The organism is Polyangium sp. 15x6 (assembly GCF_029960785.1).
GTDB lineage: Bacteria > Myxococcota_A > Polyangia > Polyangiales > Polyangiaceae > Polyangium.
Map to the genome: position 1 here is coordinate 46,442 of NZ_JASBQE010000026.1, position 25,278 is coordinate 71,719.

Below are 25,278 nucleotides of genomic sequence, written 5' to 3' on the forward strand. Positions count from 1 at the left end.
CAAGAGCTCCGCTGCTTTGCGCTATGGCCGAAAACACGATGCTGGGCGGAAAAGTGAGGGCGCTGCGTCGACGCGAGAACATGACGCAGGGGCAACTCGCCGAGCGTCTGGGGATCTCGCCGAGCTACCTCAACTTGATCGAGAACAACCGGCGCCCGCTCACGGCGCCCATGCTCATCAAGCTGGCGCAGCTCTTCGAGCTCGACCTGTCCACGTTCGGGACGGGCGGTGATGCCTCGATCGTCTCGGATTTACGCGAGGCGTTCGGCGATCCGCTCTTCGACAACCACGGCGTGACGACGGGCGATCTCAAAGAGCTCGCCGGAAGCTCTCCCGCGCTCGCGAAGGCCGTGCTCGCCCTCTATCGCGCCTATCGCGATACCCGAGAATCAGCCGAGACGCTCTCCGAGCGGCTCGAGGGCGGCGAGGGCGTGGCCGGCGTGGAGCCCACACGATTGCCGACGGAAGAGGTCAGCGACCTGCTCCAGCGGCACATGAATCACTTCCCCACGCTCGAGGACGCCGCCGACGAGGTCCGTGCCCGCGGCAGGCTCGAATCCGACGACGTCTACCGTTCGCTCGTGCGTTACCTCGATCAGGAGCACGGCGTCGAGGTACGCCTGCTGCACGTCGCCGACGAACGCAAGGCCATGCGTCGCTACGATCGCGAGGGGCGGCGCCTCAGCCTGTCCGAGCTCCTGCCCCCGCGCAGCCGTCGCTTCCAGCTCGCCCACCAGATCGGGCTGCTCTCCGCGAGCGACACGATCGACAAACTGCTCGAAGGCGAGAGCGGTCTCTCGACGCCCGAGTCCCGCGCGCTCGCCCGCGTGGCGCTCGCCAACTACTTCGCGGCCGCGCTGCTGATGCCGTACGTCCCATTTCACGGCGCCGCGCGCGCCGAGCGCTACGACATCGAGCTCCTGGCCCATCGCTTCGGCACGAGCTTCGAGCAGGTCTGTCACCGCCTGACCACCTTGCGCAAGCCCGGCGCGGAGGGCGTGCCCTTCCACTTCTTGCGCATCGACATCGCCGGCAACATCTCCAAGCGCTTCAGCGGCTCGGGCATCCGCTTCGCGCGCTTCAACGGCGCCTGTCCGCGCTGGGCCGTTCATACGGCGTTCCTGACGCCGGGGATGATCCGGGTGCAGCTCTCGCGCATGACCGACGGGACGAAGTATTTCTGCGTCGCGAGGACCGTGCGCAACGATCGCGGCGGCTACCACGCGCCTCACTCGATGCTCTCCGTGAGCATCGGCTGCGAGGCGAGGTTCGCGCGAGAGCTCGTCTATTCGGACGGCGTCGACGTGGAGAGCAACGAGGCGCTCGTCCCCGTGGGCGTGACGTGCAGGCTCTGCGAGCACCACGACTGCGAGCAGCGGGTCTTCCCGCCGATGCAGCACCCGCTCCGGATCGACGAGAACATGCGCGGCGTGAGCTTCTTCGGGCCCACGCCGAAGCGATGAGCCCGAGAGAGCCACTTATGGAAGTGATTCGTGAAGTCGGTCAAATACCGACGATCGCGGAGAGCGCTTTTTCCAGCTCGGCCATGCGCGTCTTCGCGCGCCCCTCGGCCGCGGCGACGGCCTCGCCCGGCGTGATGGGCTCACGGATGTCGAAGTAGAATTTGATCTTCGGCTCGGTCCCGCTCGGCCGCGCGATGATGCGGCTACCGCCCTCGAGATCCAGCGCGATCATGTTGCTCTTCGGGAGCGTGAGCGGTTCGGTACGACCGTCCGGGAGCGTGCGGACCTGCGCCTGGAAATCGGCGAGCGCGAGCACGGCGAGCGCGCCGACGCGTGAGGGCTTCGAGGCGCGCAGCCGATCCATCGCGGCCTGGATCTGCGCGAGGCCCTCGGTGCCGGGCAACGTCACCGAGCGCTGGCCGCTCGCGTAGAGGCCATACCGACGCGAGAGGGCTTCGAGCTCGTCGAGCACGCTCTTGCCGCCGGCCTGGATGACGCTCGCGAGCTCGGCGAAGAGCAGCGCCGCGCCGATGCCGTCCTTGTCGCGCACCAGCGTGCCCACGGTGTACCCGAGCGCCTCTTCGTACCCGAAGACGAACGCCGCGCCTTCCGTGCGTTCGAGATCCATCGCGCGGTTCGCGATCCACTTGAAGCCCGTCAGCGTCTCCTCGTACCGGACCCCGAGAGCGCGCGCGATCGCGCCGAGCATGGGCGACGAGACGATCGACGCGATCACGAGCTTCTTGCCGGCATCGTCGACGGGCACGTCGTTCGAGAGGCAAGCTGGCGTGCGCGTGAGCAGGTAATGGCCGAGCAGCGTGCCGACCTGGTTGCCCGTGAGCTGCACGTATCCGCCTTCGGGGCGGCGCACGGCGACCGCGAGGCGATCGACGTCGGGATCGTTCGCCAGGACGATCGTCGCGCCCTCGCGCGCGGCGAGCGCAAAGGACAGATCCATCGCGCCCTTTTCCTCGGGATTCGGGAAGGCCACGGTCGGGAACGCGCCGTCCGGCTCCGCTTGCTCGGGCACGGTCGTGACCCGGGAAAACCCCGCCGCCGCGAGCGCCGCCCGCACGAGCCGGTTCCCCACGCCGTGCAGCGGCGTGTACACGATCGAGAGCGATCGATCGCCGTCGCCGCGCACCGAGAGCGCGGCGATCGCAGCGAGGTACCGATCGTCGAGATCGTTTGGGAACGAACGAACGAGCCCTTTCGCCCGAGCCGCGTCGAGGTCCGACCGGGGCACGTCCTTCGCCGCCGGCGAGGCGTCGATCGCGGCCGCGATGCCCTTGTCGTGCGGCGGGATGATCTGCGCGCCGTTGCCCCAGTAGACCTTGTAGCCGTTGTACTCGGGCGGGTTGTGGCTGGCCGTGATCATCACGCCCGCCACGGCCCCGAGCGCTTGTACCGCGTACGCCGTGACGGGCGTGGGGCAGGGGATCGGCGAGAGGATCGCCGGGATGCCGGCCGCGGCGAGGGCGCACGCGGTGTCCTCGGCGAACTCGCGGCTCATCCGCCGGCCGTCGTAGCCGATCGCGACCCCACGCGCGCGCGCGGCGGCCTCGTCCGTCGCGAGCAGGTACCGCGCGAGCCCGGCCGTCGTCCGCAGAACGACCGCGCGGTTCATGCGGGTCTCGCCCGCGCCGATGATGCCTCGCAGCCCCGCCGTGCCGAACTCGAGCGGACCCGCGAAGCGCTCGCCGAGATCGCGCGAGGCGCTCGCCTTCTGCGCCGGATCGGCGGCAGAGGAGGCGACCTCGACGAGGAGGGTGAGCTCTTTGCGGGTCTCGGGATCGGGATCGGCTGCGATCCAGCTTCGGGCGCGTTCGAGAAGGTCGGTCATCGTGCGGAGAGTTGTATCACCGCTTCTCTTTCGCGAGCGCCTCCGCGAAGAGCGTGTCGTACCGTCCACCCACGAACGCCTCCGATGCAAGGACCTGGCGGAGGAACGGGAGGTTCGTCGCGGCCGGACCGGCGGGACCCACGAGCTCGAGCGTGGTCTGGGCGAGCGCCTCGTCGAGCCGGGCGATCGCCTCGGCGCGGCTCCGGCCGGACGCGACGATCTTGGCGATCATCGGATCGTAGAAGGGCGTGACCTCCGAGCCCTCCTCGACCCCGGTCTCGATCCGCAGATCCCCGCCGGCCGGGGCCCAGACGAGCTTCTCGATGCGCCCGGGCTGCGGGGCGAACTTTTTCGCGGGATCCTCGGCGTAGACGCGCGCCTCGATCGAGTGCCCTCGCCCCTCGGCCGCGAGCACCTCGGGCGCGAGGCGCTCGCCGGCGGCGACCCGGATCTGCTGCTCCACGAGGTCGATCCCCCAGACCATCTCGGTCACGCAGTGCTCGACCTGGAGCCGCGCGTTGACCTCGAGGAAGAAGATTTCGCCCTCGCCCGAGGCGACGAACTCGACCGTACCCGCGCCGACGTACCCGACGCTCCGAACGATCCGCTTGGCCTGCTCGAAGAGATCCTTTCGTTTGGCCTCGCCCGCTTCGCCCTGGAAAAACGGGGCCGGCGAGGGCGTCTCCTCCACGATCTTCTGGTGCCGGCGCTGCACGCTGCACTCGCGCTCGCCGAGCGCGACCACGCTCCCGTGCGTGTCGGCCAGGATCTGCACCTCGATGTGCTTGGGCGCGCGCATGTAACGCTCGAGGTAGACGCGCGCGTCGCCGAACGCGCTCTTGCCGCGATCCGAGCAAGCCGTGAGGGCGCGCGGGAGTTTTCCGAGGTCCTCGACGATCTGCATGCCGATGCCGCCGCCGCCGCCCGCGGCCTTCACCAGGATCGGCAGGCCGATGCGCTCGGCCTCGCGCGTGGCGAATTCGACATCATTCGCGCTGATGGGCCCGTCCGTGCCGGGGGGCGGGGACACGGAGACGCGCTTGGCCACCTCGCGCGCCTTGATCTTGTCGCCGAAGGCGTCGAGCGCCTCGGGGCGTGGGCCGATGAAGACGATGCCGGCCTCGTTCACCGCGCGGCAGAAGGCCTCTTTCTCGCTGAGCAGGCCGTAGCCGGGGTGGATCGCGCGCGCGCCGGTCTGCTTGGCCGCGGCGATGACCGCCTCGATCGAGAGGTAGCTGTCCTTGACGGGCGGCGGTCCGATCCGCACGGCTTCGTCGGCCATGCGGACATGCGGCGCGTTCGCGTCGGCGTCCGAGTAGACGGCGACGACGGGAATCCCGAGGCGCTTGCAGGTGCGGGCGACGCGGCAGGCGATTTCGCCGCGGTTGGCGATGAGGATCTTTTCGAACACGGTCCAGCGATGTGGGCGTGTGTCCGCGGGACGTCAAGAGTGGTCGATTTACGAAGCCGACTTTCTGAATCCTTTGACCTTCGGCTTCGCCCCGAGCAGCACGAGCTGCCCGCACGCGGCCGAGACATCGTCGCCGCGCCGGCGCCGGATGAAGCACGAGTAACCCGCGTCCACGAGGACCTTCTGGAACGCGAAGACACGCGCCATCTCCGGCGGGCCGAGCGTCGAGGCCTCGATGGGGTTCATCGGGATCAAATTAATCTTCACGGGCACGCCTCGGAGCAGCTTCGCGAGCTTCTTCGCCTCGGCGACGTCGTCGTTTTTCCCGGACACGAGCGTGTACTCGATGGTGATGCGCCGGCGCCGCTGCATCGGGTAGGCCTTGAGCGCCGCGAGCAGCTCCGCGATCGGGTACTTCTTGTTGATCGGCATCAGCGCCGAGCGGCTCTCGTCGTCGGCGGCGTGGAGCGAGATGGCGAGCGCGATCTGCCCGTTGAAATCGCGCCCGAGCCGCTCGATCTCCGGGACGAGGCCCGAGGTCGAGACGGTCACGCGGCGCGTGGACAGCGCGATCCCGTCGGGGTGCGTGAGCAGCCGGAGCGCGCGTGCCGTGCCGTCGTAGTTGTGCAGCGGCTCGCCCATGCCCATGAACACGACGTTCCGCAGCGCCTCGCCCTCGTCGAGCAGCGCGCGCCCGAGCAGGACCTGCGCGACGATCTCCTCCGGCCCGAGGTGCCGCTTCCACCCGGCCACGCCGCTCGCGCAGAACACGCATCCCATCGCGCAGCCGACCTGCGTGGAGATGCACTGGGTCACGCGGATCTTGCCGCGGAACGCCTCCTCCGCGGCCGCGTCGTCTTCCTCCTCGTCGTCGTCCGCGACGGCCGCGTCGGCGTCGATTTCGGGCTCCGGGCGCGCGCCAGGACCGCTTACCGCGGGAAGGAGGACCGTCTCGATCGTGGCGCCGTCCTTCAAGCGCACGACGAGCTTGCGCGTGCCGTCGGCCGAGCGGTGGACGTGCACGATCTCGGCGATGGATCCGAGCCCCTCCTCGGCGAGGGAGGCGCGCAGGCGCGTGGACACGTTGGTCATCGCGGCGGGATCGACGACGCCGTGACGGTGGATCCAGCCGAAGATCTGCTTGGCCGCGAAGGCCCGCTCGCCGCGCGAGGTGAGCGCGTCGCGCCATTCTTCGGGGAGACGCGCGATGGGATGAACGGATGCGGCAGGCTTCACGATGGCGTCGTGGTTAGTGCGCGCGAGACGGAGCGGCAAGAGAGCGAACAAGAGTTGCCGCGAAGACAGGGTCGAAACGTCGGGATCGGCCGCCGAAACGGCCGAGACGGACGCTTGGGCCCGTTTGCTTTACGGGTGATGGAATCTGTCGTAGCCTGGATGAATCCCGAAAAAGAACGGACCTAGGGAGTCACCATGGGTGTCAGCTTTTCCCAGGCAGCGCGGCGAGTGGCGACGAAGTACGTCGATGGTTCGTCCCTCGACGCCGCTGTGGAGGTACTGGGAGCGCGTGCCGAGAAGGACATCGACGCGCTGGATTCCGAAGGCAAGGCGAGCCTGATCAGCTTCCTCGTGCGCAACCTCCGTGAGCTCAGCGTGGAAGAGGCCACCGAGCTCGAGCGCAAGCTGCTCCGCGAGATGGGCGCGGTGCCGAAGCCGATGAAGACGATCGTCGTGAAGGACGACATCTCGGTGATCACGCTGCGCAACTACGTCCGCTACCTCTGCGTCTACCTCGGGATGGAGTGGAACCGAGGCATGCTCCTGCAGTCGGCCGTCTCGGATCTCGCCCGCTTCGCGCTCACGCGTGGCGCCGGAACGTTCGAGATCTCGGCCGCGCGCGAGAAGGTGAGCTTCCGCGTGCACATCGACGGGCAGGTCGCGATCGGCGGCGCGTGGCTCTCCACGTCGAACGAGCCGTTACTCGCCGGCGTGCGCAACCTCGCGCGAGGCCTCCGGAGCACCTCGGGCGCGCAAGGGTCGCAGCTCGAGTTCGACGTCGAGTGGGCGGCCGTCGCCTGACCGTCGGGCTCGCCTCGCGACTCTCGCGAACAAGGGGAAGAGAAGAACGTCATGGCGATTGTGCTGGACTTGTTCGCGCTTCCGCGGGCCGAGCGCTCGCGGACGCGCAAGCTTCGTAACGCGTTTTTCAGCGCATACCTGGAGAAGAACCCCGACGCGCATCGCGTCGAGATCGATCTCGTGCGCGACGTGGACAAGCTGCCGGCCTGGGACGAGTGGGACGTCCAGACCAAGTTCGAGATGCTGTACGGCGAGGGCAACCTCGACGAGGAGATGGCCACGCGCTGGAACGCGCTCAGCCGGTGGACCGATCAGCTCCACCAGGCGAACCTGATCGTCCTCTCGACGCCCATGTGGAACCTCTCGATCCCGTGGCAGCTCAAGCGCTGGATCGACGCGGTCGTGCAGGCGCGCCTCACGTTCGAGGTGCAAAAAGGCGAGTTCAAGGGCCTGCTTGGCGGGCGCCCCGTCGTCCTGCTCGTCTCGCGCGACGGCGCGTATCCGCCGGGATCGCAGTTCGCGTCGTGGGATTTTCAAGTGCCGTACCTCAAGACGATCCTCGGGCTCATGGGCCTCGGTCCGTTCCACGAGATCATCGCGGAGCCCATGGGCCTCGGTGGCCCGGCTGTCGCGAAAGAGGCGCTCGAAGCGGCCATCGGTCGCGCCGGCGAGCTCGCCAAGACGCTGTAGTCGTTCAAGGCGACGCCGAGGCGCTGTCCTTCGGCGTCCGCTTCACCCGCTCCAGGCTCTGCGTGCTGAAGTAAACGTGCGTCGCGTCCACCGCGACGTAACACGGCCGATCCTGCCCGCTCGCGAGGACTGTCGGCTCACCGCCCGCGAGGGGCTTCTTCAGGATGCGCCCGCGCGTGCTCGCGCCCGTCCCACCGATCTCGCCAGGATCCGACCAGTAGACGGCCTCGCCGTCGATCGCCATCGAGCACATGCGGCTCTCGGCGACCGCGACGTCGAGCGCGGGGCCGCCTTTGATGGGCGCGCTGCGCACCGCGGCGCGCGTCCCATCGAGATCCTTCGCGGAGATCCAGTACAGGTTCGTCCCGACGATCGTGATGCGTTTGACGCGGTCCTGGCCCGACGAGACGACCTCGATCGGGCCGCCGCCGATCGGCATCCGCACGACCTCGCCCTGCTTGTTCACGTCTTGCCGCGCCCAGTACACGTGCGTCGCGTCCACGGCGAGCCCGCTCGGCGCGCGTTCACCCGCCGCGAGCACCGTGTGCGCCCCGCCCGCGAGCGGCGCGCGCGCCACGAAGCCGTCGGTGTAGTCACGCTCCACGGTGCCGCCGTCGATCCAGTACGCGTGCGTCGCGGACACCGCCACCGCGCTCGGCAGCACGAGCCTCGAAGCGAGCACGCGCGGCTCGCCCGATCCATCGAGCGGAAAGGCTGTGATCTTGCCTTGTCCGTCGACCATGAGGCCACCCGCGTCCGCGACGACGAGCACGTCCTTGCCGAGCGCGACGTCGAGCGGCATGCCCCCCGATCCAAGCGTGGTCTCCGCGCCGCCCGCCACGGGGACCGCGAGGATCCGTTGCCCGAGGAGCGACTCGCCGAAGTAGACGCGTGTCCCATCGGTCGCGAGCCCCGCGACGAGCGCCTTGCCCTGCGAGACCACGAGATCCCCGGGCTGCGCCGGCGCGCGCGTGCCGAGCATGCCCCGATCCTGGATGCTCGGTCCATCGAGGTACGGGTTCGGCATTCCAAACGTGCCCTGGGCGCGGCGCTCGTCCCCGTCGCAACGGGAGTAGAAAAACACGGCCTGGGCGGCGACGACGACGGCGAGGACGGCCCAGCGCCACGAGCGCGCCGGCGCGGGCGGAGAGGATTGCGAGGCGTTCACGCGCGGCATGGTAACCGGCCTCGGGAGCGCGTGGGCGGGATAGGAGGACGGACCGCGCGGGCCCCGCGTGCTACGGGTTCGTCATGGCCAGGCCATTTGATCCCGTCGTCGTGCCCCCGCTCGAGGAGCAGCGCGGTCAGACCTTCCCCCGCCTCGTCGAGCTCATGCAACGCCTGCTCGCGCCGGACGGCTGCCCCTGGGACAGAAAGCAATCGTTCGAGACGCTGCGCAAGTACGTGCTCGAAGAGGCGTGCGAGGTGATCGACGCGATCGACGCGGGCGATCGCCAAGAGCTGCGCGGCGAGCTCGGAGACCTCTTGCTGCAGGTCGTGTTCCAGGCGGAGCTCGGGCGCGCGGAGGGAGCGTTTGGTCCGGACGACGTGGTCGCCGCGATCTGCGAGAAGCTCGTGCGACGGCATCCGCACGTCTTCGCGGACATGACGGTCGAGGGCGCGGACGAGGTCCTGCGCAACTGGGAGCTCATCAAGGCGAAGGAGCGCGCGGACAAGCCCGAGCAGGGGATCTTGTCGGGCGTGCCGCGCAGCTTGCCGGCGCTCGTGCGGGCGCAGCGCATCGGCGAGAAGGTCGCGCGCGTGGGCTTCGACTGGCCGGACGTCGCGGGATCACGAGCCAAGGTGGCCGAGGAGATCCGCGAGCTCGACGAGGCCATCGCGACGGGCGACACGGGGGCGATCGAGGCGGAGCTCGGGGACGCGCTCTTCGCGCTGGTGAACCTCGCGCGGCACGTGAACGTGGACGCCGAGAGCGCGCTGCGCCGCACGATCGACAAGTTCACGCGCCGCTTCGACCACGTCGAAGCCCGCGTTCGCGAGCGCCATGGCGGCTGGCCCGATCCGGGCGGGGAGGATCACCTCACGCTCGAGGAGCTCGACGTCTACTGGGAGGAGTCCAAGAAATCGGGTAGGTAAAGCGCATGTCCGAACAGGTCCTTTTGGTCGAGCACGAAGGCCCCGTCGCCGTCGTCACGTTGAACCGGCCCCGGGCGAAGAACGCGCTCGACAACGAGCTCCTCGGCGCGCTCCTCGAGACGTTGCCGCGGCTCGGCGAAGACGCGTCGGTGCGCGCGGTGGTCCTCACGGGCGCGGGCGGCGCGTTCTGCGCGGGCGCCGATCTCAAGAGCGCGATGGGCAGCCTGCAGGCCGCGGGCGGCTTCGACGCGATCATGGATCGCTACCACGGGATCATTCGCGCCATCGTGAACGCGCCGAAGCCGTTCGTCGCGATGGTCGAGGGCCCGGCCGTGGGCTTCGGCTGCGATCTCGCGCTGGCGTGTGATCTCCGGATGCTCGGCCAGGACGCCTACCTGGAGGAGCGCTTCGTGAAGATCGGGCTCATGCCGGACGGCGGCGGATCTTTCTGGCTGCCGCGCCTCGTCGGCCTCGGGCGCGCGATGGAGATCATGCTGACGGGCGATCGCATCTCGGCCGATCACGCGCTCTCGCTCGGCCTCGCGAACCACGTGCACCCTTCGGCCGAGCTCCGCGCGGAGACGATGAAGCTCGCCGGGCGCCTCGCGAAGGGACCGCCGCTCGCGTACGCCGAGATCAAGCGCTCCGTTCGCCTGAGCCTCGGCAGCACCATCGACGAGGCGCTCGATCGCGAGAAGGCCGGGCAGGTGAAGCTCCTGCAATCGGCCGACTGCATGGAAGGCGTGCTCGCCTGGATGGAAAAGCGCGATCCTTCGTTCCAGGGCAAATGATCGGGCCTTGCATCGACCGCACCGCGGTCGATGCACCCGAGGTCCAGGGCTGCGCCCTGGTTCGGGTCCAGGGGCGAAGAGCCCCTGGTCGGGCCCGGGGTGAAACCCCGGCGAGGCGCCTCGAACGCACCTCCTAGTGGAAGCGCCGCCCGAGCTCCTGCACGTTGATCTCCGCGAACACGCCGTAATGATCGGAGGCTGCGACGCCGTCGTGGTTCTCGGTCATCACCACCTCGGCCGAGAGCGGCTTACCGCGGCCCGTGCCGAGCTCGGGTCCGCGCACGAGGATGTAGTCGATGCGCCGCGGGAACTCGTGCGTCAGCGCGGCGTACGGGTTCCTCTCCGAGTCGAACGTGTAGCCCGGGAGCGCGCCGAGGTGCTCGAAGCAGTCGGTGAAGTGCACGCTCTTGCCCCCGAGCGACTGGAGCCCGAGCAAGAAGCGCATCTCGGCCGAGTGCGGCACCGCGTTGAAGTCGCCCACGAGCACGGCCGGAAGATCCGCGCCGATCGGGGTCTCGTGCATCACGTACTCGGCGATGGAGACGACCTGGGACTCGCGCGCCACGCCGTCGTGGAACTTCCAGTTCAGGTGCGTCACGAAAAACGGCAGCGTCCCCGCGGGCGTGCGGATCTTCGCGTGGAGGAGCGCGCGCCGCTCCTCGTCGCCGGCCGTGGGCAGCGGGTGCACGACGCGCTTTTCGATCGGGAAGCGCGAGAGCACGGCGTTGCCGAAGTGCATGCCGTCGCCGAGATCGTGCGCCATCCCGAAGGCGGCTTCGTAGCCGAAGCCTTCGCGGATCTCGTCGGCCTGCGTGCGATCGTTGTAGAAGATGACCTCTTGCAGCCCGATGACGTCCGGCGAGAGGCGGCGGATGCCCTCGCGGATGAGCTCGAGCCGCCGCTCCCAGGGACCCTTCTTGTTCCAGATGTTGAGCGTGAGGACGCGCAGCCGTTCCATGCTCCTCTCGGGCTACGCCACGATGGCGGCTCAGGCGAGCGGCCGAGGAGGCGTCGCGTGGCGTAATTTTTTCGGACTCCGAGCGCGCGCGCGGGCGCGGCCTCCGTGGCCGACCGAGACGGGCGCGCCGAGCCGTGGTAGCAAGGCGCTCGGACGGGGTTTGGGGCGTAGCTCGGCTCGTCCGAGCGCAGCCCCAAGCGTCGGAGGGAAAGGACGGAGGCGATGAAGCGTGTCGTGACCCTGGGAGCCCTGGCCTTCTTGGCCCTTTTCTCGTCGCTCGGGTGTTCGAGCAAGATGGACCCGAAGGAGTGCGACAAGATCCGCGGGGAGGCCTTCGACCTCCTCAACAAGGCGCAGCACTGCAACGTCGACGCAGACTGCAAGCAGAGCGAGTGGCCGGGCTGCGCCAAGCCCGTGAACGGCCAGACGCTCGACACGATCAAGCCGATGGCCGAGAACTACAAGAAGGGCCAGTGCGAGGAGCCTCAGCTCAAGTGCGACTCGCCGACGCCCGACAGCTACTGCAAGCAGGGCCTCTGCGTGCACCGCCACAAGGGCACGCCCGAAGGCGCGGGCGCGCCGGCCGGCGACATCATCCTCAAGTGAGGAACCAGGATCCGTGATGGAAGCGAGCTCGTTTTACGCAGGCAAGCGCGTGGTCGTGACCGGCGCGGGGGGCTTCATCGGGAGCCACCTCGTGGAGGCCCTCGTGCGCGAGGGCGCGAACGTACGCGCGCTCGTCCGCTACACGTCGAGCTCGCAGCGTGGCCACCTCGATCGCGTCCCCGCGAGCGTGCTCGCGAATGTGGAGATCGTCCTCGGCAACGTCGAGGACGACGCCTGCGTGCGCAAGCTCGTGCGGGGCGCGGACGTGGTCTTCCACCTCGCCGCGCTCATCGGGATCCCCTACTCGTACGTCGCCCCGCACCAGTACGTCGCGACGAACGTGTCGGGCACGTTGAACGTGCTCGAAGCCGCGCGCGAGCACGGCGCCCGCGTCGTGCACACGTCGACGAGCGAGACGTACGGATCGGCGCGGTATGCGCCGATCGACGAGGCGCACCCGCTCACGGGGCAGTCGCCTTACTCGGCCACGAAGATCGGCGCGGACAAGCTCGCCGAGAGTTATTTCCTCTCGTTCGGCACGCCCGTCGCAACGATCCGCCCCTTCAACACGTACGGCCCGCGCCAGTCGTCGCGCGCGTTCATCCCGAGCGTGATGAAGCAGCTCGCCGCCGGGCGCGACGTCGTGCGCGTGGGCAGCACGCGGCCGAAGCGCGACCTCAACTTCGTCGACGACACGGTGGCGGGCTTCCTCGCGGTCGGCGCGAGTGATCGCGCCCTCGGGCAGGTCATCAACGTGGGCAGCGGCCGGACGATCTCCATGGGCGAGCTCGCCGAGCTCATCTTCGAGGTCTCCGGCAAACCGGCGCGCCTCGAGACGGACGACGCGCGCGTGCGGCCCGACGCGAGCGAGGTCGAGCTCTTGCTCGCCGATTGCCGCAAGGCCAAGGAGCTCGTCGGATACGAGCCGCGCGTGACCCTCGAAGAGGGCCTCCAGAAGACGTGGGCGTACGTCCTCGAGCGCATCGCCGATTATCGGCCGGACGAGTACGCGATCTGATCGGATCCGAGCATGTGGAAGATCCCCCTCTGCGACCTTCATTTTGGCCCTGAAGAGACCCAGGCCGCGGCCGACGTCGTGGCCTCCGGCTGGCTCACGATGGGCGAGCGCACGCAGGCCTTCGAACGCGCGCTCGGCGAGGCGTTCGGCACGACGGGCGTGCTCGCCATGACGAACTGCACGGCGGCGCTGCACCTCGCGTACCTCGCCGTGGGCGTGGGCCCCGGCGACGAGGTGATCTGCCCGAGCCTCACGTTCGTGGCGACGGCGAACGCCGCGCTCACGACCGGCGCGGACGTCGTGCTCGCCGACATCGTCGGGCCGGACGATCTCACGATCGATCCCGCGGACGTCGAGCGGAAGATCACGAAGCGGACGAAGGCGATCGCGGTCGTGCATTACGCCGGCTACCCGTGCGACATGGACGCGATCCTCGCGATCGCCGAGCGGCACGGCGTCGCGGTGATCGAGGACGCGGCGCACGCGCCGCTCGCGACCTGGAAGGGCCGCGCGCTCGGGACGATCGGCGACGTCGGTTGCTACAGCTTCTTCTCGAACAAGAACCTCTCGACGGGCGAGGGCGGCGCGGTCGCCGCGCGCACCGACGAGCTCAGGCAGCGCTGCAAGCTCCTGCGTTCGCACGGGATGACGACCCTCACGCTCGATCGCCACAAGGGGCACGCGTTCTCCTACGACGTGGTCCTCGCGGGCCAGAATTACCGCATCGACGAGATCCGCAGCGCGATCGGCCTCGTGCAGCTCGGCCGTCTCGCCGAGGGCAACCGCATGCGCCGCGCGGTCGTGATGCGGTACCGCGAGCGCCTCGCCGCGATCGAGCGCGTGAGCATCCCGTTCCGCGATTTCGAGGCGCGCGGGGTGGGGGAGAGCGCCTACCACATCATGCCCGTGCTCCTGCCCGAGGGCGCGCCGCGCGAGGCCGTGATGGCCGCCATGAAGGCGCGCGGCATCCAGACGAGCGTGCATTACCCGCCGATCCACGGCTTCTCCTTCCACGGCGGAAGCGATCGCGTGCGTCGGGAGGGCCTCGCGCGCACGGACGCGTTCGCCCCGCGCGAGCTCACGCTCCCGCTCTACCCGCGCATGACCGACGCGCAGGTCGACGAGGTGTGCGCGGCGCTCGACGCGTCGCTGCGAGAGGTTTTTCCGGGCTGAACGAAGCTCCCGGGGTCGCAACACGCTCATGAGCGGCAGCGCGTTCGGACTCGTGGGGAACGGGTCCTCGAGGAACCTGCCGCACGCCGAGCAGCGCGTCGGCGAGGTGCAGATCCAGCGCCCCGCGAACACGACCGCGAGGGAGGCGCATGCATCCGGAGGATGAGCCGCCAGTGGAGCGTGTTGCTGATGACGATGCGGATCGTTCGTTGGGATCCGAAGGTTCCGCGCTCTTCCAGCGTCGTGCAATTGACGTTGCCGCCGCGCACCTTTCGCTTTGCTCGTGGACGAACTTCGGCTTCTACGAGGCTACCCTTCGAGGCGGGTCGAGGATATAAGGGCCCCCTTCCCGAGGGACGATGCGATGAAGAATAGGAAATACCGCTGCCTCGTGTGCTCCCACGTCTACGATCCGGCGATCGGCGATCCGGACACCGGCGTCGCGCCGGGCACGGCGTTCGAGGACATCCCGGCCGACTGGTATTGCCCTGAATGCGGAGCCTCGAAGGCCGATTTCGAGCCGATGGACGATTGAACTGCGATAACGTCATCGGCCGGCTCGTGCGCTCTGGGCGTGCGGGCACACGCGTTCATGCGTGGCAAGATCCCGGCGAGGCGGCCGCGAGGCGGACCTTGACGGGACTTTTCCACGTCGGCTAGGATCGGCTCGTTACTTACCATCTAAAGGTTATAGAGGATACACCACCGACGCCCCTCGTCGGTGCTGCCGATGAAGGCTGGTCGAGGCTGGTCGTTCGTCGAGCAGGCGAGCAGCCCAGAGGAAGTGGGCTGCTACGGAAAGGAACGGCGCATTCGAATGGACGTATGGATCCGGCCTCGCTGCGCGTGTTCCGCGCGGAGCCTGTCTCCGCGAGGGTGTTCGTCCGGGAAGACGCGGAGGAAGTCGGGGTTTGTCCCCGTACCGAAGCCTGCTGATCGTGGTACCCTCGTGACCCATTGCCGGAAAGGGAGGTTTGCGTGAAAAAGTCCAGCTGGGCTTCGAGCTTCTCGCTCGCGATCTCGGCGCTCCTCGCCGCCACGGCGTATGCCGCGTGCACCGATTCGTATACGGACCCGCAAGCGTCGGGCCAGGGCACGGGGCCTGGAGGACCCGGCGGAACGGGGGGCGACGGCGGCTCCGGCGGCGTCATCATCGACACCGACAGCGGTGTCGGCTGCGATGACACGTGCTCGAACGATCTCACGGCGGTCGTCGATTGTTATGGTCAGGTCAAGCAGCAATGCACCTCGGACCAGGGCTGCGCGAATGCGAAGTGCATCGACAACCCCTGCCAGGCCGCCGAGGAGTCGAAGAGCTCGTACGGCTGCGATTACTGGGCGCTGAAGACGGCGCTCCGCCCGCAGGCGGACGGCGCCTGTTTCGCCGCATTCGTGGCGAATACCTGGTCGAAGCCGGTGCACCTCGAGGTCTCGCGCAAGGGCTCGACGCTCGATCCGTCGACGTTCGCGTACATCCCGAGCATCGGCGCGAACGGCACGATCCAGTACGACGCCTACAACGCGGCGACGGGGATCGACGTGGGGCAGGTGGCGATCCTGTTCCTGTCGCGCAAGTCGCAGGGCGCGAGCGTCGTCGACTGCCCGAAGCCCGCGGCGCTGAACCTCGAGACCGGCGTGATCGACACGGGCAAGGGCGACGCCTTCCACATCACCACGGACTACCCCGTCGTGGCCTACCAGATCTCACCGTACGGCGGCGGTCAGGCGTACGTCACTTCGGCCACGCTGCTGCTCCCGACGAGTGCTTGGGACACCAACTATCTCGCGATCAACGCGTACAAGGCGAGCGAGATCTTCGCCGACGCCTGGCCCTCGATGGCGATCCTCGCGCATGAGGACAACACGAAGGTCACGCTCCTGCCGAACGTGGCGGTCGTCGGCGGCGGCGGCATCCCCGCGTCCGAGGTGAACAAGCCCGTCGACTACATGCTGAACGCGGGCCAGTTCCTGCAGATCACGCAGCCCGAGGAGCTCACGGGCAGCCCCATCGCCTCGGACAAGCCGATCGCCGTGTTCGGCGCGTCGAAATGCATGAACGTGCCGGCGATGCAAGACGATTGCGATTCGGGCCAGCAGCAGCTCGCGCCGGTGCGCGCGCTCGGCAACGAATACGTGGCCGTGCGGTACAAGAGCCGGTCGAGCGGGTCGGAGGAGTCGTCGCGGTGGCGGCTCGTCGGCGCGGTCGACGGGACGTCCCTCACCTGGACGCCCACGAAGCCCGCGGGCGCGCCCACGACGATCAACCAGGGCCAGGTCCTCGAGTTCGACGATCCAGGGCCGTTCGTCGTGCGCAGCCAGGACGTGCAGCACCCGTTCTACCTGGGCGCCTACATGACGGGCGGCGCGCCGTTCGCGGCCGTCGGCGATCCGGACTGGGTGAACGTGGTGCCGCCGCAGCAGTTCCTGCGGCGGTACGTGCTCTTCACGGACCCGACGTACCCGGAGACGAGCCTCGTCGTGGTGCGTGTCAAGTCGAAGGTAACCGGCGAGTTTGCCCCCGTCACGCTGAAGTGCAAGGGCGAACTCGACGGGTGGCAGGCCATCGGCGACTACGAGTACACCCGCGTGGACCTCGTGAAGGGTGATTTCCAGGGCGTCGACGGCTGCACGAACGGGCCGCAGGAGATGTCGAGCACGCAGCCTTTCGGCGCCACGGTGTGGGGCTGGGGCACGACGCAGCAGACGCTCCGCGTCTCGTACGCCTATCCGGCGGGCGCCGGATTCCTGCCCATCAACGAGATCGTCGTCCCGCCGACGCCGAAGTGACCGTCCATGACGTCGGGGTGGCCTTGTGCGCACGATGAAGGCGCGCAACGGCCACCCGGTCTGGCCGGGACAATGATACAGAGGACATCGCGTGATGGTTCGACGACATACGGGACCCGCATGGGCATTGCGGGCGAAGAAGACCCTCCTGCCCGGCGCCACCCTCCTTGCGACCTTGCTCGTGCCGCTCGCGGCGCACGCGCAGGACAAGACGTTTTACCTCGACCGGCTGCAGATCGGCGGCGCGCCAGCCGACGGCCTCGCGATCTGGCGGCCCGATATCGGCCAGACGCGCCTCTACGGCCAGTTCGGGCTCGGCTTCTCGCTGAACCCGCTGCGTGTCGACAACCACGTCGACAACCTCAACAAGGCCGAGACGCTCCAAGGCCCGCCCGTCGCGAATCAACTCGCGGCGTACATCACGGCCGGCGCCGAGATCCTCGAGCGCGGCGCGGTGCAAGTGACGCTGCCGCTCGCGCTCTACCAGAGCGGCAACCCCACGGGCAACTCGGCCGTCGGGCTCAACCAGAACGTCAACATGCAAGTCTTCGCGCCGATGGATCTGCGGCTCGACGGCCGCTTCATCGTGTTCCGCACGGAGGACAAGTCCTTCAAGCTCGGCCTGCGCGCGTCGGCGTTCTTGCCGACCGGCGACGAGTTCTCCTTCGGCGGTGACAAGGAGACGTGGGGCAGCGTCGGCCTCGCCACCGAGTACGACGCGAAGAAGTTTTTCATCGCGGTGAACGCGGGCTTCGCCATCCGGCCCACCGCGAAGCTGCACGAGCTCACGGTCGGTCGCGAGCTCACGTACGGCGTCGGCGGCTACGTGCCGCTCATGCAAGATCGTCTGCGCATCGGGGCCGAGATCTTCGGCTCCGTGGGCATGCTCCCCGAGACGCTCGGCGAGCTCGACGCCTCGCCGCTCGAGTGGTCGCTCTCGGGTCGCATGGCGCTCGACGCGAAGAAGATCTCGTGGGCGGGCCTCTCGATCGGCTCGCGCCTCACGGGCGGCTACGCGCCCGACATGCGCATCGTCGCCGTCGTCGGCGGCGCCTTCCAGCTCAAGGACACCGAGGTCGGCGCGGGCTCGGCGCGTTACCAGTTCCGCGACGACGTCGACACGGACAAGGACGGCTTCCCGGACCTCGTCGACATGTGCCCCGTCGACAAGGAAGACAAGGCGCCGCCGAACCCCGACGACGGCTGCCCGACGATGTCCGATCTCGACAAGGACGGCATCCCCGACAACGTCGACAAGTGTCCGGCCGTCCCCGAGGACAAGGACGGCATCGACGATCGCGACGGCTGCCCCGAGGACGACGCCGATCAGGACACGGTGCCCGACGTCGAGGACAAGTGCCCGAAGGAGCCGGGCATTCGCGGCGACGATCCCGAGAAGGAAGGGTGCCCGCAGTTCATTCGCCGCATCAGCGGATCGAGCGAGATTCAGATCACGAAGCAGGTCGAGTTCGAGTTCGACAGCAACGTGATCCTGCCGAAGAGCTACCCGATCCTCGACGAGGTCGTGCGCCTGCTCAAGGCGAACCCCGAGATCAAGCTCGTCAGCGTCGAAGGCCACACCGACGACGTCGGCAAGCCCGAGTACAACGACAAGCTCTCGGCGAGCCGCGCCGCGGCCGTGCGCGACTACCTGATCAACAAGGGTGGCATCGCGGCGAACCGGCTCCAATCGAAGGGCCTTGGCGCGCGTAAGCCGGTCGCGAGCAACGCGACGGCCGAGGGGCAGGCGCGCAACCGTCGCGTCGAGTTCCACATCGTCACGCAGGCGATCGAGGGGCGGTGAGCCTCGCCCGGGGCGAGCGCGGAAGGCCCTTCGGGCGCGCGCTCGTCCTCGGGATCGTCCTCGCGACCGCGGGGCAGGGGAGCCCGGAGAACCTGCCCGCGGCGCAGGCCGACGATCGGATCGTGCTCGGCGTCGATCGCGACGACGACGACGTCGATGGTCGGCCCGACGCCGAGCAGGACGTCGTCGCGCCGTCCACGGATCTGTTCGAGCTCGCGCTGCCGAAGGGCAAGGATCGAACGATCGAGGTCCGCGGCGACGTGGCGCGCCTGCTCGTGGATGGGCGGCCGTTCGCGGGGAGCGTGATCCCCGTGGGCGCGAAGCGTGTCGCGCTGCAGGCCGTGCGGCCGGGGCGCGGCGAGGTGAAGGCGTTCGGACGAACGCGTACGATCGCGGCGATCGACGTGCGGCCGATCGATGGGCAGGGCCGGTTCGTGGATCCGGCGCGCTCGCACGCTTCGCTCGAGCGCACGCCGCCCGAGCGGCTGCCGGCGGATCCGTACGCGAAGAGCACGAACCCCGACGCGGTGCGGTTCGTCGTCGTGGCCACGGCGGACGATCTGCCGCCGGTCGTGCGCGTGACGGGCCGCGCGCCGTCGGGCGCGATCGTCGATCGACTCGAGCCCTTGATGCTCGGCGCGGTTCCATGTCCCGACGGCGTGGGCGCGTCGCTCGCATGCGCCTCGACCGCGCCCATCCGCGTGGTGCCGGACGAGATCGATCGGAACCACCCGACGGTGCGGGATCGATCGGTGCGCGCGGAGCTCGGCGGCGCGGTGGAGGTCGCGCTGATCAGCGAGCCGCGCAAGCTCGGAGGCCTGCGCGTCGCAGGTCCGCGCGTATCGCCGCTCGGGCCACTCGTGCGCTATCGCGGCGTGCTGCGCGTGTTCCTCGTGCGTCCGCGATCGGGCGGGCCGCCGCCCGTGGGCGGGGACGACGCGGGCGCGCTGGCGCTCGCGCGCGCGGACGTGGCGCAGGCGAGCACGCTCTGGGGCGCGTGTGGCGTGAGCTTCGGGCCGCCCGCCGAGACGGAGATCACGATCGTGGATCCGCCGCGCCCGCACCTCGTGGCGCTCGGCTGTGATCATGGCTTGCCCGCGGCAGGCGGCGGCAAGGTGCGCGTGCGCGTGGACGGGCGCGAGATCGCGGTGACGCTCGAGAAGGGCACGACGCCCGCGGGCGCGGCGCGCGTCCTCGCGACGGCGATCGCCTCGTCGGGCTTCGTGGCCCGCGTCTCGGACAACGCGACGATCGCGGCGGGCGCGCGTGGTAGCTCCGACGTGCTCGTGCGGCGCAAGAGCGGCGAGCCTGCGCTCGTCGAGCCGCCCGCGTCGGGGCCGGTCAGCACGGACGCGCTGCTCACGGCGTGCATCGGGCGCGTCGAGCTCGAGGACGGGCTGCAGCACTTCAACGACATCGACGCGATCGCGGGCACGGTCGAGGAGCGCGCGCTCATCAAGGCGCTCGACGACGGGGATCCGTCGACGATCGAGGTGATCGTGGTCCCGAATTTCGCGGGCAGCGGCCGCATCGGCGAGAGCTTCATCGGCGCCGACGGCGGCGCGGTGCGCAACGTGCTCATCACGGATCGCGCCGCGCTCCGGGCCGACCGCGCGAGCTTCGCCCTCGCGCACGAGCTCGGCCACGTGCTGCTCGATGATCCCGGCCACCCCGACGACTTCGGCCGCGACACGCCCACGCGGCTCATGGATGCCGATGCCGCGAACGGGACGGCGTTCGGGCCGCGGCGCCTGCTCGTCGACGAGTGCGCCCGCGCGCTCAGGCAGAGCGGCCCGACGGCGGCCGTACCCCTCCTGCGCCCGTGGCCGCTCTCGCCGCTCGGCAAAGAACGCTGAGGGAAGCGAGCGAAAGGCCGCGAGAGATTCGGCGGGTCAAGGAGCTTCGACCCGTGCTAGACGATGTCCTTCGCAATGTCGGTCAGCCAGTCGAGGGCCCTCGCCGGGGGGATCGCGCTTTACCTCGCCGCGTTCGTGGTGCTCTCGATCGCGCTCGTGCGGCTGTTCTCCGCCTTGCTCGGGCCTCACTTCGAGCTCGTGTGGCTCGCGCTCCTGCCGCTCGGGCTCGGCCTCGGGGCGCTCGTCGGCTCGGTCGTGCGGGGCATCGGGAAGCCTCCTCGCAGCGCTGCACCGGTCGCGCATTTCGCCGCGCTTTCCGCGGGCGCGATGGCCGTCTCGGTCGTGGTCGGGGTACGCGCTCGCTCGGTGGACACCTTCGATCGCGCGGCGCTCGGCCAGCTCGCGATCTTTCTCGGCACCTCGCTCCTGCCGTTCCTCCTCGCGGGCGTGACGCTCACGGGCGTCCTCGGCGTGGCGCGGCGGCGCGTGGCCGACGTCGGCAAGAGTGGGCTCCTCGGCGCGGCGTGTGGCGTCGTCGTGGCGGCGTTCGTCTTGCGGTTCGGGCCTGCGCGGGTGGGGCTCGGCGCGGCGATCGCGGCGAGCCTCGCGGCCGCGCTGTTCGCGGTCGCGGCGCGGCGTGAGTTCGTCGAGACCGAGGGCGAGCGTTCGTCCGGTGAAGCGGAGCCGCCGCGGGTGCACCTCGGCGTCGTCACCACGTTCGTGCTCGGCTGCTCGGTGCTCCTCGCGGGCGAGATCGGCGCGCCGTACCTCAAGCTCGCGGCCATCCGGTGGATCCAGATCGAGCGCGTCTCCTTCCAGCGCTGGACGAATCGCGCCCTGCTCACCGTGGACAAACCCTCGGCGGGCGCCGCGTGGCTGCGCGCTGACGGCACGATGGGCACGCCGATCTACGACGGCAAGCAGATGCCGCCGGCCTCGCCGGACGAGCTCGGCTACGTCCTCCACAAGGACAAGGGGCCCGTGCTCGTCGTGGGATCGGCCGGCGGGCGCGGGCTCCGGTCCGCGCTCCGGCAAAACCAGAAAGAGATCTACGCGGTCGAGCCGGACCCGGCCATCGTGCACGAGATCATGCGCGGCGAGTCGCGCGCGTGGAGCGGAGAGCTCTACGACAAACCCGAGATCCGGGTCGCGGTCGAGGGGCCCCGCGCGTACGTGAGGCGCCCGCCTGTGCCTTATCGCGGCATCGTCGTCGGGTACGTCGATGCCTTCTCGCCTTCGCCGGTCGGCGCCGTCGCGGCCACGCCGAGCCCGCTCTTCACGACGCAGGCCGTGCGGGAGCTGCTGCTCGCGGTCGTGCCCGAGGGCACCGTGACGCTCTCGCGGCCCGAGATGGAGGCAGATCGGCTCGTCGCGCTCGCGACGCGCGCGCTGCGCGACACGGGCGCCAAGGCACCCGCGACGCACCTCTTCGGCTGCACGAAGGACAAGATCACCTCGCTGCTCGTCAAGCGCACGCCGCTCCACGCCGAGGAGATCACGAACCTCCGGTCGCACTGCCGGCGGCACAAGTACGCCGAGCTGCTCATGGCGGAGGCGCCGAAAGGGAACGTCCGTCGCTTGCTCGTCGAAGGCGCCGATCCGGTCGAGCTCTCGGCGCAGCAGGGCACGGATCTCCGGCCGCCGACGGACGATCGTCCCTTCTGGTTCTCCACGGTCGCGCCGGGCAACCTGAAGAAGACGCTGCTCGACGTGCGTGGGCTGAAGGAGAACCAGCGAGGGCTCTTGACGATCGCCGCCGGCCTCGTGGTGACGGCGCTCGTGGCGTTCCTCGCGCTGCTCGGGCCGCTCGTGGTATCGCGGCGGGCGCTCGACGGTGCTTCGCGCGGATCGATCCTGCGCGCGGCGCTCGCGCTCGGTTTCTCCGCGGCGGGCGTCTCGCTCCTCGGCGGGGCGCTGATCGCGCGGCTCGGCGTGGTCGTGGGCCGTGCGGATCTCGTGGCGCTCGTGCTGCCGCTCGTCTTCTTGCTCGCGCTCGGCGTGGGCTTCGGACTCGGGCATCGGCCCGGGGACGTGGGCGCGCGGGGCGCGGCGCAGCGCTGGTCGCTCGTGCTCGTGTTCGTCCTCGCGCCCCTCGCGATGGGCCTCGATCCGGCGCTCGGCTTGGCCCTCGGGCTCACGCTGCCGGCGCGCATCGGCGTCGCCGTGGCGATCCTCGGCGTGATCGGCCTCAGCCTCGGCGCGCTCCTCGCGCTCGGCGTGCGCATCGCGTCCTCGATCGCCGATCGCGCGTTGCCCCTCGCGATGGCCGTCGCTGGAGCGTTCGCCGCGTTCGCGCTCTTCGGCGGCGCCCTGCTCGCGCTCCGCCTCGGCTACAGCGCCGCCGTGCTCTGCGGAGGCGCCTCCGTGCTGCTCGCTGCTGCGCTCGTCCCTGCGGCGCGGCGACCGACCCGGCTCGCGGCGCCGCGCCCCGAGCCTCTGCCCGGCGATCGCGTCACGCCGATCAGCGAACGCCCGACCGTGCCCGAGATGGATCTGCCCCAGGGCGCCTCGGCCCATTCCAGCTAGGATTTTCGTCTCCCCGAAAACCGACATCCCCACAGGGGATTGCTCTCCGGACGTGGGGCTTTTTGCCGTACGCGGGGTAGGATCGGGCAGGAGAGCAGGCAGCGGCTCGGGGGGGACGCTGCTGCTCTCGCGAGCGAGGGGCGCACCGATCGCGCCTCTCGCTCGTTTTGCGTTTGTCGAGACACCCGGAGCCAGAGAACCCCGGGGTGCCGGTCTCATCGAAATCACCCGTCCGGGTTGCACCCCCTGCGGCACGATCTTGGCGCTTCGAGGCGGGGCGCCTTGGAGACGCGTGTGCCGCATCGCGACAAATAACGCCCCGGATGGCCGAACCGAATTCCTCCGCTATCCTGGACCCATCCTCATGTCCAGCGCGATACCCAAAGGCGGGCGAGACACCCTCAAGCAGTCGCTCGTCGAGCTTCTCCCGGTCGCCGACGCCCTCGACGCATCGGATCTGCGGGATGCGGCCGAAGCGTGCATCGTGCTCCTCGACGCTCCGATGCGCGTCGATCAGAAGAGCCTCGCACCTTTGCTCAAGCTCACGCACGAGCGCGCGGCCGAGGTCTTTCGCCGCGGCGCCCGGGACGCCGACGGCCCACTGCGCGCCCGCCTCGAGGCCTGCCGCGCGCGCGCCGAGGCCCAGGCCAAGCAAATGCAGCAGTTTCTCCCCACTTTATTTTCGTGATTTCGGGTGGTGGGCTTTTCATCGAGGACGCCGGGCCTCCTCGGTCCCGCCATGCGCCTTTTTCTGACATTCTTTTTCATTGTCGCCGCATGTGACGCGCCGTCACGTCCCGACGCTGTCCTGCCCGCGTCGCTCACGAATTCGGCGCCGCTTCCGGATACGCCGCCCGCTCCGGAGCTGCGCGCGGATCCGCCTTCCCCGGAGGCGCCGCGTCCGCATCCGGCCTGCCCGGAGACGATCGGAATCTCCGAGGTTTGGCCGCGCCCGGACGGATTGGCGCGGGTCGTTCCTGCCAAACCCGGCGCGGTCGGGCACATGGAGCAGGACTTCGCCGGTCGATCCGTCCGACTGCGGTTCGTCGGGACGCACCTGTTCGATCTTCTCGACAAACTCCTCTACGAGGGAGGGCCGACCGAGCTCGATCGCCGCCGCGTCGCCTGCATCGCGCTCGACGCCGTCGCCCGGAGCGGCGCGCCCGTCGTGCGCCTGTGGGGTTCGCTGAAGCAAACGGGCTCGCCGACCGAGATCGAGCACGCGGCCGACATGCTCGCGCTCCTGCTCGACGAAAACGCGCGCCGCGAGCGACCTCTGCGTTTCATCGTCACGCTGCAGAACCACCAGGCCGGCTACGGCGCCCCGGACAGCACGCGCTCGCTCGACGATCAGGACCCGAAGAGCCCCTTCTTCGCGCGACGTTTTTATCTGGAAGGCGGCTGGAAAGAAAAAGGCGCGAGCACCCTCGCCGAGCGCATCGAGGCCTTCGCCGCGAGGCCCGCGATCGCTCGAGATCCCGCGATCCTGGCCTTCGAGCTCGTCAACGAGCTCGACACGTTCCGGAACGTCGCGCGCGGCACCTGGGACGGGCCCGAGGCCTCCGCCTGGGTGAACGAATTCGTCCATCCCGCGCTCCGCCTGCTCGGCGAGCGTTTTCCGCATCCGATCCTGCTCGGCGACCTGCGCGGGCACGAGGCGTCCTACGTGTCCTTTCAGCGCGCGTGGATCGAGGCGCTGCCCGCCTCCCTCCGCGCGCGGATCGTCTGGACGGCGCACGTGTACACGACCGTCGCGCCTTCGAACGAGGATCCGGCGTTCGCCCGCGCGACGTGGAAGCTCGACCATGACCTCACGATCGCCCGGAGCCTCGGTTTGCCCTTTCTGCTCGGCGAGCTCGGCCAGCACGTGCCGAAGAGCGCCCCGCGTTTCTGCGGCGGCGGCGCGAAACACGACCTCGGCCAGCTCTTCGACGTGGTGCTAGGCCCGGCCCGGCCACGCGCCGAGCGCCGGCCGATCGAAGCCGCGATCCTCTGGGGCGAGGGGCTCTGCAATCTCGACGTGGAGGGCGGCCGGACGATCTCGATCGGCGCGGGCGGCGACTCGGCCGACATCGGCCCGGACGAACCCTGGGCGCGCGAGCGGATTCGCGAAATCCGGCAGGATCCCCGATTTCGTGTGGAATGACCAGCAGGCTGTCGAGAAACGCCGCGAGCGCCCTGGAGCTAGGGAGGAGGACGCAGGAATACGAGAGTATTC

Annotated in this window: 20 protein-coding genes; 15 read left to right on the top strand and 5 right to left on the bottom strand. The window is 69.5% G+C overall.

Annotation, left to right across the window (positions count from 1 at the left end; translation table 11 throughout):
* The first annotated feature begins 23 nt into the window (after nucleotides 1-23).
* Nucleotides 24-1,463: a short-chain fatty acyl-CoA regulator family protein gene (locus tag QHF83_RS20545; RefSeq protein ID WP_348980451.1), complete on the top strand. Its 1,440-nt coding sequence runs from the start codon at nucleotides 24-26 to the stop codon at nucleotides 1,461-1,463.
* A gap of 40 nt (nucleotides 1,464-1,503) precedes the next feature.
* Here QHF83_RS20545 and QHF83_RS20550 read toward each other — a convergent pair whose 3' ends face one another.
* From QHF83_RS20550 to rlmN, 3 genes are read right to left on the bottom strand one after another with little or no spacing between them, the layout of a single operon-like run.
* Entirely contained in the window at nucleotides 1,504-3,306 is a 1,803-nt protein-coding gene (locus QHF83_RS20550) for a phospho-sugar mutase (RefSeq protein WP_282419578.1), read from the bottom strand.
* A 16-nt stretch (nucleotides 3,307-3,322) separates the two neighbouring features.
* Complete coding sequence (locus tag QHF83_RS20555) at nucleotides 3,323-4,717, bottom strand: biotin carboxylase N-terminal domain-containing protein (RefSeq protein WP_282419579.1); 1,395 nt, start codon at nucleotides 4,715-4,717, stop codon at nucleotides 3,323-3,325.
* Between the two features lie 48 nt (nucleotides 4,718-4,765).
* A complete protein-coding gene (gene rlmN, locus QHF83_RS20560) occupies nucleotides 4,766-5,953 on the bottom strand; it encodes a 23S rRNA (adenine(2503)-C(2))-methyltransferase RlmN (protein ID WP_282419580.1) in 1,188 nt (395 codons plus the stop codon).
* A gap of 195 nt (nucleotides 5,954-6,148) precedes the next feature.
* Here rlmN and QHF83_RS20565 point away from each other — a divergent pair, with 195 nt between their 5' ends.
* On the top strand, nucleotides 6,149-6,754 hold the full coding sequence (locus QHF83_RS20565; RefSeq protein ID WP_282419581.1) for a hypothetical protein: 606 nt from the start codon (nucleotides 6,149-6,151) through the stop codon (nucleotides 6,752-6,754).
* 51 nt (nucleotides 6,755-6,805) lie between these two features.
* On the top strand, nucleotides 6,806-7,444 hold the full coding sequence (locus QHF83_RS20570) for an NAD(P)H-dependent oxidoreductase (RefSeq protein ID WP_282419582.1): 639 nt from the start codon (nucleotides 6,806-6,808) through the stop codon (nucleotides 7,442-7,444).
* Between the two features lie 4 nt (nucleotides 7,445-7,448).
* On the opposite strand, the gene QHF83_RS20575 is transcribed toward QHF83_RS20570, so the two are convergent.
* Nucleotides 7,449-8,612, bottom strand: coding sequence for a hypothetical protein (locus QHF83_RS20575; protein ID WP_282419583.1), 1,164 nt, complete (start codon nucleotides 8,610-8,612; stop codon nucleotides 7,449-7,451).
* An 83-nt stretch (nucleotides 8,613-8,695) separates the two neighbouring features.
* Here QHF83_RS20575 and mazG point away from each other — a divergent pair, with 83 nt between their 5' ends.
* Both mazG and QHF83_RS20585 read left to right on the top strand, forming a co-directional pair.
* Nucleotides 8,696-9,541 (top strand): nucleoside triphosphate pyrophosphohydrolase, encoded by an 846-nt coding sequence (gene mazG / locus QHF83_RS20580; RefSeq protein WP_281312212.1) that lies wholly within the window; start codon nucleotides 8,696-8,698, stop codon nucleotides 9,539-9,541.
* Between the two features lie 5 nt (nucleotides 9,542-9,546).
* Nucleotides 9,547-10,332 carry an enoyl-CoA hydratase gene (locus tag QHF83_RS20585; protein WP_282419584.1) on the top strand — a complete coding sequence of 262 codons (786 nt, stop codon included), beginning with the start codon at nucleotides 9,547-9,549 and terminating at the stop codon, nucleotides 10,330-10,332.
* 133 nt (nucleotides 10,333-10,465) lie between these two features.
* Here QHF83_RS20585 and QHF83_RS20590 read toward each other — a convergent pair whose 3' ends face one another.
* Complete coding sequence (locus tag QHF83_RS20590; RefSeq protein ID WP_282419585.1) at nucleotides 10,466-11,290, bottom strand: endonuclease/exonuclease/phosphatase family protein; 825 nt, start codon at nucleotides 11,288-11,290, stop codon at nucleotides 10,466-10,468.
* A gap of 222 nt (nucleotides 11,291-11,512) precedes the next feature.
* On the opposite strand from QHF83_RS20590, the gene QHF83_RS20595 reads away from it, so the two are divergent.
* From QHF83_RS20595 to QHF83_RS20640, 10 genes are all read left to right on the top strand, one after another.
* Nucleotides 11,513-11,896: a hypothetical protein gene (locus QHF83_RS20595; protein ID WP_282419586.1), complete on the top strand. Its 384-nt coding sequence runs from the start codon at nucleotides 11,513-11,515 to the stop codon at nucleotides 11,894-11,896.
* 16 nt (nucleotides 11,897-11,912) lie between these two features.
* Nucleotides 11,913-12,914: a GDP-mannose 4,6-dehydratase gene (locus tag QHF83_RS20600; RefSeq protein ID WP_282419637.1), complete on the top strand. Its 1,002-nt coding sequence runs from the start codon at nucleotides 11,913-11,915 to the stop codon at nucleotides 12,912-12,914.
* Nucleotides 12,915-12,926: 12 nt separating this feature from the next.
* Nucleotides 12,927-14,087, top strand: coding sequence for a DegT/DnrJ/EryC1/StrS family aminotransferase (locus QHF83_RS20605; RefSeq protein WP_282419587.1), 1,161 nt, complete (start codon nucleotides 12,927-12,929; stop codon nucleotides 14,085-14,087).
* A gap of 364 nt (nucleotides 14,088-14,451) precedes the next feature.
* A complete protein-coding gene (gene rd / locus QHF83_RS20610; RefSeq protein ID WP_282419588.1) occupies nucleotides 14,452-14,622 on the top strand; it encodes a rubredoxin in 171 nt (56 codons plus the stop codon).
* A 443-nt stretch (nucleotides 14,623-15,065) separates the two neighbouring features.
* The gene (locus QHF83_RS20615) at nucleotides 15,066-16,874 is read left to right on the top strand and encodes an IgGFc-binding protein (RefSeq protein ID WP_282419589.1); all 1,809 of its coding nucleotides are present in this window, start codon (nucleotides 15,066-15,068) and stop codon (nucleotides 16,872-16,874) included.
* A gap of 94 nt (nucleotides 16,875-16,968) precedes the next feature.
* Nucleotides 16,969-18,678 (top strand): OmpA family protein, encoded by a 1,710-nt coding sequence (locus tag QHF83_RS20620; protein WP_282419590.1) that lies wholly within the window; start codon nucleotides 16,969-16,971, stop codon nucleotides 18,676-18,678.
* Complete coding sequence (locus tag QHF83_RS20625) at nucleotides 18,675-20,534, top strand: hypothetical protein (RefSeq protein ID WP_282419591.1); 1,860 nt, start codon at nucleotides 18,675-18,677, stop codon at nucleotides 20,532-20,534. Before QHF83_RS20620 ends, QHF83_RS20625 begins: the two co-directional genes overlap by 4 nt.
* 63 nt (nucleotides 20,535-20,597) lie before the next feature.
* Nucleotides 20,598-23,060 (top strand): hypothetical protein, encoded by a 2,463-nt coding sequence (locus QHF83_RS20630; protein WP_282419592.1) that lies wholly within the window; start codon nucleotides 20,598-20,600, stop codon nucleotides 23,058-23,060.
* A gap of 364 nt (nucleotides 23,061-23,424) precedes the next feature.
* Nucleotides 23,425-23,748, top strand: a complete 324-nt coding sequence (locus QHF83_RS20635; protein WP_272421667.1) for a hypothetical protein — start codon at nucleotides 23,425-23,427, stop codon at nucleotides 23,746-23,748.
* A gap of 51 nt (nucleotides 23,749-23,799) precedes the next feature.
* Complete coding sequence (locus QHF83_RS20640) at nucleotides 23,800-25,206, top strand: hypothetical protein (RefSeq protein ID WP_282419593.1); 1,407 nt, start codon at nucleotides 23,800-23,802, stop codon at nucleotides 25,204-25,206.
* Nucleotides 25,207-25,278: the final 72 nt, after the last annotated feature.